Here is a 14,119-nt window from a genome sequence, read left to right as displayed (position 1 = left end):
AAAGACCTGCCCAAGGCTTTCGCCTTGCAATGCAACAATCAATTTGTCGCGTTGTGCAGAGCCTCAAATTATAGACAGGTTTTTAGCGGTTTTTCAAACGCGAGAGAATTTTTTCGCGTCCCAGCAGTTCGATGACCGCGTCGACCGAGGGCGTGTGGGCCGTGCCCACCGCCAGCACGCGCACGGGCATGGCCAGGGCCGGCATCTTCACGCACTGCGCCTTGAGCACTTCCTTGATGGCGGCGGCGATGGCGTCCTTGGTCCACTCCACGGTTTCCATGGCGGCGGCAAAGGCGTCGAGCACCGGACCCGCGGCTTCGGTCACGTGCTTGGCGTAGTCCTCGGCATTGCGCTCCACCCCGTCCACATAGAAGACCTTGGCCCAGTTGGCCAGGTCCACCAGGGTTTCGCAGCGGTCCTTGAACAGTGCACAGATGCGCACCAGGCGGTCGTCGGCTTCGAGCAGCGCGGCATCGACGCCGGCCTTGACCACGAAGGGCTTGGCCAGCTGTGCCAGCCGGGCATCGTCCATGGCCTTCAGGTGCTGGGCATTGACCCAGCGCAGCTTGGCCTCGTCGAACTGGCCGGCGCTGCGGCCCAGGTGGTCGAGGTTGAACCACTCCAGGAACTGGGCGCGGCTGAAGATCTCGTCGTCGCCATGGCTCCAGCCCAGGCGGGCCAAGTAGTTGACCATGGCGTCGGGCAGATAGCCTTCATCGCGGTACTGCGTCACGGCCTTGGCGCCGTTGCGCTTGCTCATCTTCTCGCCCTGCTCGTTGAGCACGGTGGGCAGGTGGGCAAAGACCGGAACCTGGGCGCCCAGCGCCTCGAAGATGTGGATCTGGCGCGGCGTGTTGTTGACATGGTCGTCGCCGCGGATCACATGGGTGATCCCCATGTCCATATCGTCCACGCAGACACAGAAGTTATAGGTGGGCGTGCCGTCGGGGCGTGCGATCACCAGGTCGTCGAGCTCGGCGTTCTGGAACTCGATGCGCCCCTTGCACTTGTCGTCCCAGCCGACCACGCCGGTCTGCGGCGTCTTGAAGCGCAGCACGGGCCTGACGCCCTCGGGCACGGGCGGCAGCACCTTGCCGGGCTCGGGGCGCCAAGTGCCGTCGTAGCGCGGCTTTTCCTTGTTGGCCATCTGCCTTTCGCGCAGCGCGTCCAGTTCTTCCATGCTCATGTAGCAGGGATAGACGTAGCCTTTCTCCTGCAGCCTGGCCAGCACCTCCTTGTAGCGGTCCATGCGCTGCATCTGGTAGAACGGGCCTTCGTCATGGTCGAGCTGCAGCCAGGCCATGCCCTCCAGGATCACGTCCACCGATGCCTGGGTGGAGCGCTCCAGGTCCGTGTCCTCGATGCGCAGGATGAAATCGCCCTGGTTGGCGCGGGCGAACGCCCAGGGATACAGTGCCGAGCGGATGTTGCCCAGGTGGATGAAGCCCGTGGGGGACGGGGCGAATCGGGTACGTACTTTTTGCGTCATCAGAGTGTGTCCAGTCCGCGGGAAATATCGGCCTTGAGATCTTCGAGATGCTCCAGACCCACGGAAATGCGAATCAGGCCCTGGCCCACGCCGGCGGCCTGGCGCTGGGCTTCGGTCAGGCGGCCGTGCGAGGTGCTGGCCGGATGGGTGATGGTGGTCTTCACATCGCCCAGGTTGGCGGTGATGGAGCACAGGCGGGTGCTGTCCACCACGTGGAAGGCATTGGCTCGCAGCTGCTCGGCGCCCTCGCCGGCCACGTCGAAGGCCAGCACGGCGCCGCCCATGCCGTTTTGCTGGCGCATGGCCAGTGCATGTTGGGGATGGCTCTTGAGGCCCGGGTAGTAGACGCGCGCCACCTTGGGGTGCGACTCCAGCCAGGCCGCCAGCTCCAGCGCCGCGGCACTTTGGGCCCTGACGCGCAGTGCCAGGGTCTCCAGGCCCTTCATCACGGTCCACGCGTTGTACGGCGCGATGTTGAGGCCGCCGCTGCGCAGGAAGGTGCCCATGACCTTGTCCACCAGCGCAATGGTGCCGCAGACGGCGCCGGCCATCACGCGTCCCTGGCCGTCCAGGAACTTGGTGCCCGAGTGCACGACCAGGTCGGCGCCCAGCTTGGCCGGCTGCTGCAGCACGGGCGTGGCAAAGCTGTTGTCCACGGCCAGCAGCGCGTTGTGGACATGGGCCAGCTCGGCCAGCGCGGCAATGTCGCACAGGTCGGTCAGCGGATTGGTGGGCGTCTCGGCGAACAGCAGCCGCGTATTGGGCTTGACGGCGGCCTTCCAGGCTTCGATGTCGGTCTGCGAGACGAAGCTGGTTTCCACGCCGAAGCGGGCCATTTCGGTGCCCAGCAGCTTGATGGTGGAGCCGAACATGGACTGCGAGCAGATCACATGGTCGCCGGCCTTGAGCGCGGTCAGCGCCACCAGCAGGATGGCCGACATGCCCGTGGAGGTGGCCACGGCGCACTCCGTGCCTTCCATGGCGGCCAGGCGCTTTTCGAAGCTGGTGACCGTGGGATTGCCCGTGCGGCTGTAGGTGAAGCCGGGCTCTTCGTTGGCAAAGCGGCGCGCGGCGGTGGCGCAGTCGGGCTGCACGAAGCTGCTGGTCATGTACAGGGCTTCGCAATGCTCGCCCCACTGGCTGCGTTCAACGGCCTCGCGCACGGCCAGCGTGTCGGGATGCAAGCCCTCGGGTAATGTCTTGTTGGTCACAATGGTTGTCCAGATGGTACGGAACACGACGGGCAGCAAAGACAAAGTGGCCTCGTTCTGGGCCACATTGCTCGGACGCTCCGCCTTTTCTTCCTGCCGGCCTGCATTCAGCGCCAGCTATGAAAATCAAAGCTGCTGGCGCTTCTTCCCCAAGAGTTATGGCAATGAAACCATTGGAAACTCTTGGCAGGCCTGCGCAAGCTGCTCATCTTTTCGATAGCCAACTTGCACAGGCCCTGGAACAGAGCCGCCAGCCCTGCTGGCCGCATTTTCCTCTCGAATGGCCATTCTTGCTGCCACCGGGATCATGACGCAGGGCCGGCGCAGTTCCGCCAGCGCGGATCAGGCTTCCTGCGCGTTAGGCAGAGACAGGCGCGAAGTGTCCTCGGACTCTTCCTCGCCGCCGCGGTTGCGGCCTTCGTTGAGCGCCGTGACTTCGTCGTCGGAGATATCGCCCGTGATGTAGACGCCGTCGAAGCACGAGGCCTCGAAGCCCTGCACCTGGGCGTTGATCTTGCCGACCGCCTGCTTCATCGCGTCCACGTCCTGGTAGATCAGCGCATCGCAGCCGATCACCTGGCGGATCTCCTCCACCGTGCGGCCATGGGCCACGAGTTCGGCGCGCGTGGGCATGTCGATGCCGTAGACGTTGGGATGGCGCACCGGCGGCGCGGCCGAGGCCAGGTACACCTTGGTGGCGCCGGCATCGCGCGCCATCTGCACGATTTCCTTGGAGGTGGTGCCGCGCACGATGGAGTCGTCCACCAGCAGCACGCGGCGGCCCTTGAACTCGCTGCCGATGGCATTGAGCTTCTGGCGCACCGATTTCTTGCGCGTACCCTGTCCCGGCATGATGAAGGTGCGGCCCACATAGCGGTTCTTCACGAAGCCTTCGCGGTAGGGAATGCCCAGCAGCTGGGCCAACTGCATGGCGCTGGGGCGGCTGGACTCGGGGATGGGGATGATGGCGTCGATCTCGCTGGGCGGCACGGTGGAGACCACGCGCTTGGCCAGCGTCTCGCCCATGTTCAGGCGCGCCTGGTAGACCGAGATGCCGTCGAGTACCGAATCCGGGCGGGCCAGGTAGACGTATTCGAACACGCAGGGGTTCAGGTGCGTCTCGTCGGCGCACTGCCGGCTCTCGATGCGGCCGTCGTTGTGCACGAACACGGCTTCGCCGGGCGCCACGTCGCGGTCCAGCACATGGGTCGTGCCTTCGAGGGCCACCGACTCGCTGGCCAGCATGACGGTGCCGTCGGCGCCATGGCCGATGCACAGCGGACGGATGCCGAACGGGTCGCGGAAGGCCAGCAGTCCGTAGCCGGCGATCAGCGCGATCACGGCATACGAGCCCTTGATGCGCTTGTGCACGGCGCGCACGGCCTTGAAGATGTCCTCGGTCTGGAGCGGCGCACCGCTGGTGGAGCGGGACAGCTCGTGGGCCAGCACGTTGAGCAGCACTTCGGAGTCGCTCTCGGTATTGGTGTGGCGGTGGTCGGTGTCCGCCAGCTCCTGGCGCAGCTGCTTGGCGTTGGTGAGATTGCCGTTGTGCACCATGACGATGCCGAACGGCGCATTCACGTAGAAGGGCTGGGCCTCTTCCTCGCTGGACGCATTGCCTGCCGTGGGATAGCGCACCTGGCCCAGACCTACATTGCCGGGCAGCGCACGCATGTTGCGCGTGCGGAACACGTCCTTCACCATGCCCTTGGCCTTGTGCATGAAGAACTTGCGTTCCTGCTGGGTCACGATGCCGGCGGCATCCTGCCCACGATGCTGCAGCAGCAGCAAAGCGTCATAAATCAGCTGATTCACGGGTGCGGTGCTGACCACACCAACGATTCCACACATAGTAGCGTTCCATTGGTTTGCGAAGGCTGCCCCTCGCCACACTCGCCTGCCCGCCACCATTGGCTGGCCTGCGTTTTCACCGGGTGCAGATGGATCGCACCTGCACCGGATTCCTCGCGGCGGCTGCAGCGCTTGGCCGCAGCCGCCGTATTCCTTCATCCTGGCCGCCCCGGCATGTCTTGCATCTGGCGGCATTGCCGGCCGCTTCAAGTTCCCGCAGCCGCCGGCAGATATTGCTCCCACTGCGCCGGCAATGCCGGCAGCGCCATCCCCAATGCCTCGGACAACCAAGGCGCCAGTTCCGACTGTTGCCACCACGGCGCGGTGTGCAGCGGCGTGTAGCGGATCACCAGCGCCAGCACCAGCAGCAGCAAAACGCCGCGCAGAACCCCGAACAGCGCGCCCAGCGTGCGGTCCACGGGCCGCAGGCCCACGGCCTCGATCAGCTGCTTGGACAGCCAGGACACCAGCCCCCAGGCAAACATGGCCGCCACCAGCAGCAGCACAAAGCCGGCCGCATAGCGCAGCTGCATGTCCCAGCCGTCCAGCGGCAGCCACTGCGCCATGTCCTGCGCCCAGGTGCGCGCCACGACGAAGGCCACGATCCAGCCGACCAGCGACAGCACTTCATAGACCAGGCCGCGCCAGGCCCCCAGCAGCATGGAGCCCAGCAAGACGGCCACCAAAATCCAGTCCAGCGTGGTCATGAGAGCCTGGTTCTATGTCGCGCGTATGTCTTCAGACCGTCTCGCCTGCCGGCACCTGTCCTGTCAGCCCTTGAACACCGAGGCCGGCAGGCCCAGGCCCTTCACGCGGGCGGCCGCCTTGTCGGCATCGGCCCGGCTGCTGAACGGGCCCACGCGCACCCGCGTGCGCTTGCCATCCTTGGTATCCACGGTCTGCGTGAAAGCGTTCAGGCCGGCACCGCCGAGCTTGGACTTGATCTCGTTGGCCTTGCTGGCCTCGGCAAAGGCGCCGATCTGAATGATGAAGCGCTCGTTGCCCGCACTGGCCGAATCGCCCGCCGATGCAGCGGGAGCGCTGCGGCCCTCGAGCAGGGCGCGAGCGCGTGCGGCCTCGTCGCTCTTGCCGGGCTCGGGCTTATGCTTGGGCTCCGGCTTGGGTTCGGGTTTAGGCTCCGGCTTGGGTTCGGGTTTAGGCTCCGGCTTGGCCTCGGGCTTGTGCTTGGGCTCCGGTTTGGGTTCCGGCTTGGCCTCGGGTTTGGGTTCGGGCTTGCGCTCCGGCCTGGCCTCGGGCTTGGGCTCGGGTTTGGGAGCCGGCGGCACCACGGCAGGCGCCGGCGCAGCGATGGCAGGAGCCGGTGCAGCAGGTTCAGGAGCGGCAGGCTTGGGAGCCGGCGCGGGAGCTGGCGCGACACCGCGCGACGGAATCTCTTCCTCGCCGTCGCCCAGCGAGGCACGGGCCGTGACCTGGCCGTTGGACGCGGCCACGCCGCCGACGGCATTGGCGCCGGGCACCACCACGGGAGCGGCGTTGTCGCGGTCCGGAATCTCGATCGGGATGTCCACGGGAATGGGCCGCGGCTGGGTATCGAACAGCAGCGGGAACCCGATCACCCCTGCCAGCACCAGCACTGCAGCGCCGATCAGGCGATGGCGGGCACGGCGGCGCATGGCCTCCACGCTCTCGCCCTGGGCCAGCCGGCCGGGCCGCTTGGCGCCAGGCACGGCTTGCGCGCCATCATCTTTCTTGCCGGGCCAACGAATATTGAAAAGTGCCATGGAGTACGGACTCGTTCAGGCCTGTGACCGCAGCCATGCCGCAGCGGCAGGCCGTAGTTTCAGTTGCCCAGGTGTTTGGCGTTCAAGCGGGGCGTGCCGTTCTGCAGCACGCCGCCCACGGTGTAGAACGAACCAAAGACCACGATTCTATCAGCCGCCTGGGCAGCCTCCACCGCGGCGTCCAGAGCCTGCTGGGGGTTGGCGAAGGTCTGCATGCTCACATCGGTGCGCAGACCGGCCCGGGACTGCAGCTCGGCCAGCTTGGCCTTGAGCCCTTCGGCCGTGTCCGCGCGCGGCGTCGGCAGGTCGGTGAAGTACCAGCGGTCGATCAGCGGCGCGACCTTGGTGAGCATGGGGGCCCAGTCCTTGTCGGCCATGGCGCCGAACACGGCATGCGTGGTCGGGAAATAGCCCATGGCATCGAGGTTGGCCGTCAGCGCCGCCACCGAATGCGGGTTGTGCGCCACGTCCAGCACCAGCGTGGGCTGGCCCGGGATGATCTGGAAGCGCCCGGGCAGCTCCACCATGGCCAGGCCCGTGCGCACGGCCTGCGCGGTCACAGGCAGCTGGCCGCGCAGGGCCTCCAGCGCCGCCAGCACGCCCGAGGCGTTGACCAGCTGGTTGGCGCCGCGCAGTGCCGGATAGGCCAGGCCGGCATAGCGGCGGCCGCGGCCGGCCCAGCCCCACTGCTGCTTGTCGCCGTCGTAGTTGAAGTCCTTGCCGAAGCGCCACAGGTCGGCGCCGATTTCCATGGCATGGTCGATCACGCTTTGCGGCGGCATGGGGTCGCTGACGATCACGGGGCGGCCGGTACGCATGATGCCGGCCTTCTCGCGGCCAATGCTTTCGCGGTCGGGGCCGAGCAGTTCCATGTGGTCGAGGTCGATGCTGGTGATGACCGCGCAGTCGGCGTCAATGATGTTGGTCGCGTCCAGGCGCCCGCCCAGGCCGACTTCCAGGATCGCCACGTCCAGCCTGGACTGGCTCATCAGATGCAGGATGGCCAGCGTCGTGAATTCGAAGTAGGTAAGCGCCACCTCCGCGCCATCCTTCACGCGGGCCTGCTCCACCCGCTCGAAGTGGGGAATCAGGTCGCCGGCACTGACGATCTCGCCGCCCACGCGGCAGCGTTCCTCGAAATGCACGAGGTGGGGCGAGGTGTAGACGCCGGGCCGGTAGCCGGACTGCAGGGCCACGGCTTCCAGCATGGCGCAGGTCGACCCCTTGCCGTTGGTGCCCGCCACCGTGATCACGGGGCAGTCGAAATGCAGCTCCATGCGCTGCGCGACGGTGCGCACGCGATCCAGGCCAAGGGCGATGTTCTGGGGATGCAGACGCTCGCAATATGTGAGCCATTCATCCAATGTGGGAAATGTGGTGTGCATACTGGGTGCTATTGTCACCCAGCACCAGAGGCCCTATGGCCGGGCGCGTTAGCGGCAGGCGAAAAGCTTTGCCAAATGCTTTGCCAGGTGCAACCATCTTCAGGAACCGACCCATGACCTCCACCATCACGCTCTACGGCATCCCCAACTGCGACACCGTCAAGAAAGCGCGCAGCTGGCTGACCGAGCAAGGGCTCGCTTACGACTTCCACGACTTCAAGAAACAGGGCGTGCCGGCCGAGCGCCTGCCGGCCTGGATGGAGGCCGTGGGCTGGGAAAAGCTGCTCAACCGCCAGGGCACGACCTGGCGCAAGCTGGACGATGCCGTCAAGGCGCAGGCCCGGGATTCCGCCAGCGCGGCCGCCGTCATGGTGGAGCACCCCAGCGTCATCAAGCGCCCCGTGGTGCAATGGCCTGGCGGCCGGATCACCGTGGGCTTCAAGGCCGAGGACTGGCAGGCACTGCTGCAGGCCTGAAGCGACGGAGAGAGGCAAACACTCACATTGCCACATTGATTTACGTAGATTTACGCAGCGCCATCATGGTCTTCACCTGGGAGGACTAAACTTTTCTCCAGTCTGGCGCACAGAGCGCCATGACAGGAGAAAAATGATGAAACCCCTGGCAGTAATGACGCTGGTTGCAGCAACCGCCTCCATGAGCACCGTGGCCTTTGCCCAGGAACGGGGCCGCGTGCTGTCCACCACCCCCATCACGCAGCAAGTGGTCGTGCCGCAGCAGGTCTGCAATGACCAGGCCGTGGCCGTGGCTCCGCGCAGTACCGGTGCCGGGGCCGTGATCGGCGCGATTGCCGGCGGCGTGCTGGGCAATGCCATCGGCGGCGGCGCCGGCCGGGCAGCCGCAACGGCTGCAGGCGCCGTGGGTGGCGCCATGCTGGGCAACCAGGCCGAAGCCTACGGCCCGCCCCAGTACCAGACCGTGCGCCAGTGCAGCACGCAGAACTACTACCAGAACCAGACCGTGGGCTACAACGTGGTCTACGAATACCGTGGGCGCAACTACACCACGCAGACCTCCACGCCGCCCGGCGACTGGATTGCGCTGAACGTGACGCCCGCGGACAACGGCAACCTCTACAACAGCAACGGCTACTACGACAACCCCGCACCCGCCCAGGTTTATGGCACCGTACCCGTGGCGCCTGCGGCGAGCTACCAGAGCGGCTACTATGCGCCCCAGCCTGCCTATACGGCTGGCGACTATGTCGCGCCGCTGCTGATCGGCGCGGCCATCGGTGCGGGCGCCTACTACGCCACTCGCCCGCACTACCACGGCTACTACCGGCCGGGCTGGCGCGGCGGCTGGCGCCGTTGATGCCGGCAAGCTGTGCGCGCGCAGCACCTAAAGGAACAAGAGCCCCAGCCACGGGGCTCTTGTTCTTTGGGGCAGGCCGCGCATGCAGCGGATCCGTAGCCTAAAATGGCTGGTTTGTCCCTAGACCACGCCTTTTGCGTTCCTTTCCATGACCACCGAAACCATTGAGGGCGTGGCCCTCACCACCAAGGCCAATGTGTACTTTGACGGCAAGTGCGTCAGCCACAGCTTCACCCTGCCCGACGGCACCAGGAAGTCCGTGGGCGTGGTGCTGCCGGCCACGCTGACCTTCGGCACGGCCGCCGCCGAGATCATGGAATGCGTGGGCGGCTCCTGCGAGTACAGGCTGGACGGCAGCGACGAGTGGAAGAAGTCCTCGGCAGGCGAGAGCTTCCAGATTCCCGCGAACTCCAAGTTCGACATCCGCGTGAGCGAGGCCTACCACTACATCTGCCACTACGCCTGAGGCACCCGATTGCGCCCGGGCCCGGACGGCTGCAGCCCAGCCATTCAAGGCCTTTTTAGCCTCTGGCGCAGACCAGGCAAGCGCCAGCAGCTATCACTTTGAAGAGAAATCCCATGGAAACCATCCTGCAACACGTTCCCGTCGGCCAGAAGGTCGGCATTGCCTTCTCCGGCGGCCTGGACACCAGCGCGGCCCTGCGCTGGATGAAGAACAAGGGCGCCCTGCCCTATGCCTACACCGCCAACCTCGGCCAGCCCGACGAGGAGGACTACGATGCCATCCCGCGCAAGGCCATGGAATACGGTGCAGAGAAGGCCCGCCTGATCGACTGCCGCCCCCAGCTGGCCAACGAAGGCATTGCCGCCATCCAGGCCGGCGCCTTCCACATCTCCACCGGCGGCATCACCTACTTCAACACCACGCCGCTGGGCCGCGCCGTGACCGGCACCATGCTGGTGGCCGCGATGAAGGAAGACGACGTCCACATCTGGGGCGACGGCTCGACCTTCAAGGGCAACGACATCGAGCGCTTCTACCGCTACGGCCTGCTGACCAACCCGGCGCTGAAGATCTACAAGCCCTGGCTGGACCAGACCTTCATCGATGAGCTGGGCGGCCGCGCCGAGATGTCGGCCTTCATGACCAAGGAAGGCTTCGGCTACAAGATGAGTGCCGAGAAGGCCTACTCCACCGACTCCAACATGCTGGGCGCCACGCACGAGGCCAAGGACCTGGAGCAGCTCAACAGCGGCATCCGCATCGTCAACCCCATCATGGGCGTGGCGTTCTGGAAGCCGGAAGTCGAGGTCAAGGCCGAGGAAGTGTCGATCACCTTCGACGAAGGCCGCCCCGTGGCCGTCAACGGCAAGGAAATTGCCGACCCGGTGGAGATGTTCCTGGAACTGAACCGCATCGGCGGCCGCCACGGCCTGGGCATGAGCGACCAGATCGAGAACCGCATCATCGAGGCCAAGAGCCGCGGCATCTACGAGGCCCCGGGCATGGCGCTGCTGCACATCGCCTACGAGCGCCTGGTGACCGGCATCCACAACGAGGACACCATCGAGCAGTACCGCATCAACGGCCTGCGCCTGGGCCGCCTGCTGTACCAGGGCCGCTGGTTCGACCCGCAGGCCATCATGCTGCGCGAAACCGCCCAGCGCTGGGTGGCCCGCGCCGTGACCGGCACCGTGACACTGGAACTGCGCCGCGGCAACGACTACTCCATCCTGAACACCGAGTCGCCCAACCTGACCTACGCGCCCGAGCGCCTGTCGATGGAAAAGGTCGAGGACGCGCCGTTCAGCCCCGCCGATCGCATCGGCCAGCTGACCATGCGCAACCTGGACCTGATGGACACCCGCGACAAGCTGGCCATCTACTCCAAGGCCGGCCTGCTGTCGCTGGGCACCAGCAGCGCGCTGCCCCAGCTCGGCGGCAACAGCAAGTAAACGGCCCGCCAGCCGTTTCCTCATCCAAGCCGCCTGCGGGCGGCTTTTTCGCGCCCGCTCCAGCGCCTGCGGGCCAGCGCCCGCGCCCGGTCACTTGCAGGAATCGGGCTCCAGGCCCACGCCGCGCCGCATACACCCGCTGACACAAAACAAGCCCCGGTCTTTCAATACGGAACGGCCAACACGGGTAGAGTCGCGGCATTGTTAGACGAAAGGCTCAATACATGACACTTCAAAAAGCACGCAGCGGCCTTGTTCTGGCGGGACTGGTTCTGTCGGCAGGTTTTTCCGTCAATGCCCTGGCCCAGGACGCAGCCGCCAAGCCCGCCGAGGCGCCTGCCGATCAGGCAGCGGCGCAGCCGAAGGTCGATGCGGCGGCCGTCGATGCGGCCCTCAAGCAGCGCCTGCAGGCCGTGGTAGCCGCCATCAACGGCAAGAGCAAAATCGCCGCCAGCAACTTCAGCGAGCCATTCATCAAGGAATCGCCCGTGGACGCCGTCCAGAAGGCGTTCGACTCCCTGCGCTCGGGTACCGGCAGCTGCCAGCCCGTCGGCCGCATGCAGGTCTCCAACCCCATCACCGCCAGCGTGCTGCTGTCGTGCCAGAAGGGCTTCGTGCCGCTGGAAATGGCCGTGGAGCCGCAGGCGCCCTACCGCATCACCGGCATGCTGCTGCGCCCCGCCTACTGGAAATAATCCCTCCATGCTCCGCATGGCAAAGCCGCCCCGCCCACCGGCCGGGCGGCTTTTTTGACTGCGGCAGGCCATTTCCGCGCCTCGCGCATTCCCGTCAGCAAGGCAAAAACGCAATTTCTGCACGCCATCCACCACGGCATGGCCAGAACAAAGGACAATAGAGGTTTTTTTCTGTCCCGGGTATCTTCTGAGCGCTGCGGCGCGAAAGCGGGCAAAAATCACCAACTTTCCGATACGAGGTATCACCATGCGCGCACCATTGATGGCCGTCGCCCTTGCCACCCTGGCCGGCTCCGCCCTGGCCGCCGACCTGCGGGTGGGCACCAATCCGGCCTACGAGCCCTTCGAATACAAGACCCCTTCCGGCGAGATCGTGGGCTTCGACATCGACATCGCCAACGCGCTGTGCGAGCAGATCAAGCGCAAGTGCGTGTTCGTCGAATCCGAATTCGACAGCGTGATCCCGGGCCTGCAGGCCAAGAAGTTCGACATCATCGTCAGCTCGATCTCGATCACCCCCGAGCGCCAGCGCGTGGTGGACTTCACCAAGCGCTACTACAAGACGCCCAGCGCCATCGTGGTCAAGAAGACCGTCAAGTACACCGACCCGGCCTCGCTCAAGGGCATGAAGATCGGCGTGCTCAAGGGCAGCACGCAGGAGAAATGGGCCCTGGGCGAGCTCAAGCCTGCCGGCGTGAACGTGGTGGCCTACCAGTCGCAGGACCAGGTCTACCTCGACCTGCAGGCCGGCCGCCTGGACGGCACCGTGGCCGACAAGGTGGAAGTCAATGGCGGCTTCCTGCGCAAGCCCGAGGGCAAGGACTACGGCTACGTGGGCCCCGACCAGTACGACGTGAAGTACTACGGCGAAGGCATCGGCATCGCCATGCGCAAGGGCCAGAAGGAGCTCAAGCAGCAGCTGGACGAGGCGATCGACACCATCCGCAAGAACGGCACCTACGCCAAGATCGCCAAGAAGTACTTCGACTTCGATCCTTACGGCCAATAAATCCATGTTGTGCGTTTTGCGTTGAGCGTCTGGCGGCGGATGTCCGCCTGACGTGGGGCGCGGGGCGCTCAACCAGCACGACATGAGTGGATACTATTACTCGATCCTGCACGGGGCGCTGCTCACGGTCGCGGTGTCGCTGGCATCGCTGCTGGTGGCCACGCTGATCGGCCTGCTGGGCGCGGCAGCCAAGCTCTCGGGCCGGCGCCCGCTGGTCTGGCTGGCCACGGCCTATACCACGGTGGTGCGCGGCATTCCCGAGCTTTTGATGATGCTGCTGATCTTCTACGGCGGCGCCATCGGCCTCAACAGCCTGCTCGAGCTGCTGGGCAGCGACCAGGGCGTGGACCTGAACCCCTTTGCCGCCGGCGTGATGACCATAGGCTTCATCTACGGCGCCTACATGACCGAAACCTTCCGCGGCGCCATCCTCGCCATCCCCAAGGGCCAGATGGAGGCCGCCTGGGCCTTCGGCATGAGCCCGCTGCGCACTTTCATCCGCATCACGCTGCCGCAGATGGTGCGCTATGCGCTGCCCAGCTTCACCAACAACTGGCTGGTGCTCATCAAGGCCACCGCCCTGGTCAGCCTGATCGGCCTGCACGACATGACCTACCTGGCCAAGCAGGCCAGCGCGGCCGTGCGCGAGCCGTTTGCCTTTTTCCTGTTCACTGCGGCGCTGTACCTGCTCTTCACCGCCGTGTCGCTGCAGCTGCTCAAGCGCCTGTCGGCGCGCTACAGCCTCGGAACGGACAAGGTGCAGCTATGAACTGGAGCGTGATCTTCGAACCCGACACGCTGGCCCTGTACATGCAGGGCCTGGCGGTCACGCTGCAGCTGACGCTGATCAGCCTGGCCATCGGCGCCGTGCTGGCGCTGCTGATGGCGCTGGCCCTGGTCAGCCGCTCGGCGCCCATCCGCCTGCCGGTGGCGGCCTTCACCTACTTCATGCGCGGCACGCCGCTGCTGATCCAGGTGTACCTGATCTACTACGGCTTCGCCCAGCTCGAGTGGGTGCAGGCGCGCTGGGACACGGTCTGGCCCTGGACGCAATTCAAGGAGCCCTTCTTCTGCGCGCTGCTGTCCTTCAGCCTGAACACAGCCGCCTATACGGCCGAGATGCTGGCCGGCGCGATCCGCGAGACCCACAAGGGCGAGGTCGAGGCCGCGCGCGCCATGGGCATGGGCCGCTGGCAGCTGATGCGCCGCATCGTGCTGCCCAGCGCCATCCGCCGCATGCTGCCGGCTTACGGCAACGAGGTGGTGATGATGCTGCACAGCTCCAGCCTGGCCAGCACCGTGCCGGCGCTGCTGGACCTGACCGGCGCCGCCAGCCGCGTGTATTCCGATTTCTACCTGCCGTTCGAGGCCTACCTCTTCGCGGCCGCCATCTACCTGTGCATCACCTTCAGCCTGATCGGCGGCTGCCGCCTGCTGGAGCGCCGCTACCTGGGCTACCTGGCACCGCGCAAAGCCTGAGCGGGC

The 14,119-nt window shown here is 65.8% G+C and carries 14 protein-coding genes; 8 read left to right on the top strand and 6 right to left on the bottom strand.

Annotation, left to right across the window (positions count from 1 at the left end; all coding sequences use genetic code 11):
- Positions 1-82 precede the first annotated feature (82 nt).
- The 6 genes from gltX to folC all read right to left on the bottom strand — a co-directional run bounded on the left by gltX (position 83) and on the right by folC (position 7,678).
- Complete coding sequence (gene gltX, locus Cte04_RS16250) at positions 83-1,489, bottom strand: glutamate--tRNA ligase (protein WP_066480538.1); 1,407 nt, start codon at positions 1,487-1,489, stop codon at positions 83-85.
- Entirely contained in the window at positions 1,489-2,700 is a 1,212-nt protein-coding gene (locus Cte04_RS16245) for an O-succinylhomoserine sulfhydrylase (RefSeq protein WP_066480575.1), read from the bottom strand. The genes gltX and Cte04_RS16245 overlap by 1 nt, the downstream gene beginning before the upstream one ends.
- Before the next feature lie 342 nt (positions 2,701-3,042).
- Entirely contained in the window at positions 3,043-4,551 is a 1,509-nt protein-coding gene (purF, locus tag Cte04_RS16240) for an amidophosphoribosyltransferase (RefSeq protein ID WP_066480537.1), read from the bottom strand.
- A 206-nt stretch (positions 4,552-4,757) separates the two neighbouring features.
- Entirely contained in the window at positions 4,758-5,258 is a 501-nt protein-coding gene (locus Cte04_RS16235) for a CvpA family protein (RefSeq protein WP_066480534.1), read from the bottom strand.
- A gap of 63 nt (positions 5,259-5,321) precedes the next feature.
- The gene (locus Cte04_RS16230) at positions 5,322-6,293 is read right to left on the bottom strand and encodes an SPOR domain-containing protein (RefSeq protein WP_066480533.1); all 972 of its coding nucleotides are present in this window, start codon (positions 6,291-6,293) and stop codon (positions 5,322-5,324) included.
- A 59-nt stretch (positions 6,294-6,352) separates the two neighbouring features.
- The gene (gene folC / locus Cte04_RS16225) at positions 6,353-7,678 is read right to left on the bottom strand and encodes a bifunctional tetrahydrofolate synthase/dihydrofolate synthase (RefSeq protein WP_066480528.1); all 1,326 of its coding nucleotides are present in this window, start codon (positions 7,676-7,678) and stop codon (positions 6,353-6,355) included.
- A 113-nt stretch (positions 7,679-7,791) separates the two neighbouring features.
- On the opposite strand from folC, the gene Cte04_RS16220 reads away from it, so the two are divergent.
- The 8 genes from Cte04_RS16220 (at position 7,792) to Cte04_RS16185 (ending at position 14,113) form a co-directional block, all read left to right on the top strand.
- Positions 7,792-8,154: an ArsC family reductase gene (locus Cte04_RS16220; protein ID WP_066480523.1), complete on the top strand. Its 363-nt coding sequence runs from the start codon at positions 7,792-7,794 to the stop codon at positions 8,152-8,154.
- Positions 8,155-8,290: 136 nt separating this feature from the next.
- Positions 8,291-9,013: a glycine zipper 2TM domain-containing protein gene (locus tag Cte04_RS16215; RefSeq protein WP_066480573.1), complete on the top strand. Its 723-nt coding sequence runs from the start codon at positions 8,291-8,293 to the stop codon at positions 9,011-9,013.
- Between the two features lie 148 nt (positions 9,014-9,161).
- Positions 9,162-9,479: a pyrimidine/purine nucleoside phosphorylase gene (gene ppnP / locus Cte04_RS16210; protein ID WP_066480519.1), complete on the top strand. Its 318-nt coding sequence runs from the start codon at positions 9,162-9,164 to the stop codon at positions 9,477-9,479.
- Positions 9,480-9,592: 113 nt separating this feature from the next.
- Positions 9,593-10,930, top strand: a complete 1,338-nt coding sequence (gene argG, locus Cte04_RS16205; RefSeq protein ID WP_066480514.1) for an argininosuccinate synthase — start codon at positions 9,593-9,595, stop codon at positions 10,928-10,930.
- A 224-nt stretch (positions 10,931-11,154) separates the two neighbouring features.
- Positions 11,155-11,625, top strand: coding sequence for a hypothetical protein (locus Cte04_RS16200; RefSeq protein WP_066480510.1), 471 nt, complete (start codon positions 11,155-11,157; stop codon positions 11,623-11,625).
- Positions 11,626-11,872: 247 nt separating this feature from the next.
- Positions 11,873-12,634, top strand: coding sequence for a lysine/arginine/ornithine ABC transporter substrate-binding protein (locus Cte04_RS16195; protein ID WP_066480504.1), 762 nt, complete (start codon positions 11,873-11,875; stop codon positions 12,632-12,634).
- 82 nt (positions 12,635-12,716) lie between these two features.
- Entirely contained in the window at positions 12,717-13,403 is a 687-nt protein-coding gene (locus tag Cte04_RS16190) for an ABC transporter permease (protein ID WP_066480571.1), read from the top strand.
- Complete coding sequence (locus Cte04_RS16185) at positions 13,400-14,113, top strand: ABC transporter permease (RefSeq protein WP_066480500.1); 714 nt, start codon at positions 13,400-13,402, stop codon at positions 14,111-14,113. Before Cte04_RS16190 ends, Cte04_RS16185 begins: the two co-directional genes overlap by 4 nt.
- Positions 14,114-14,119 lie beyond the last annotated feature (6 nt).

The sequence above is a fragment of the Comamonas terrae genome (assembly GCF_001544075.1).
GTDB classification, from domain to species: Bacteria; Pseudomonadota; Gammaproteobacteria; order Burkholderiales; family Burkholderiaceae_C; genus Comamonas; species Comamonas terrae.
This window is presented reverse-complemented; position numbering and strand designations above follow the sequence as displayed.

Bases quoted from the DNA above. Each gene is read 5' to 3' on its own strand.
- gltX (WP_066480538.1), bottom strand. From the start codon at position 1,489: ATGACGCAAAAAGTACGTACCCGATTCGCCCCGTCCCCCACGGGCTTC.
- purF (WP_066480537.1), bottom strand. From the start codon at position 4,551: ATGTGTGGAATCGTTGGTGTGGTCAGCACCGCACCCGTGAATCAGCTG.
- Cte04_RS16235 (WP_066480534.1), bottom strand. From the start codon at position 5,258: ATGACCACGCTGGACTGGATTTTGGTGGCCGTCTTGCTGGGCTCCATG.
- Cte04_RS16230 (WP_066480533.1), bottom strand. From the start codon at position 6,293: ATGGCACTTTTCAATATTCGTTGGCCCGGCAAGAAAGATGATGGCGCG.
- folC (WP_066480528.1), bottom strand. From the start codon at position 7,678: ATGCACACCACATTTCCCACATTGGATGAATGGCTCACATATTGCGAG.
- Cte04_RS16220 (WP_066480523.1), top strand. From the start codon at position 7,792: ATGACCTCCACCATCACGCTCTACGGCATCCCCAACTGCGACACCGTC.
- Cte04_RS16215 (WP_066480573.1), top strand. From the start codon at position 8,291: ATGAAACCCCTGGCAGTAATGACGCTGGTTGCAGCAACCGCCTCCATG.
- ppnP (WP_066480519.1), top strand. From the start codon at position 9,162: ATGACCACCGAAACCATTGAGGGCGTGGCCCTCACCACCAAGGCCAAT.
- argG (WP_066480514.1), top strand. From the start codon at position 9,593: ATGGAAACCATCCTGCAACACGTTCCCGTCGGCCAGAAGGTCGGCATT.
- Cte04_RS16200 (WP_066480510.1), top strand. From the start codon at position 11,155: ATGACACTTCAAAAAGCACGCAGCGGCCTTGTTCTGGCGGGACTGGTT.
- Cte04_RS16195 (WP_066480504.1), top strand. From the start codon at position 11,873: ATGCGCGCACCATTGATGGCCGTCGCCCTTGCCACCCTGGCCGGCTCC.
- Cte04_RS16190 (WP_066480571.1), top strand. From the start codon at position 12,717: ATGAGTGGATACTATTACTCGATCCTGCACGGGGCGCTGCTCACGGTC.
- Cte04_RS16185 (WP_066480500.1), top strand. From the start codon at position 13,400: ATGAACTGGAGCGTGATCTTCGAACCCGACACGCTGGCCCTGTACATG.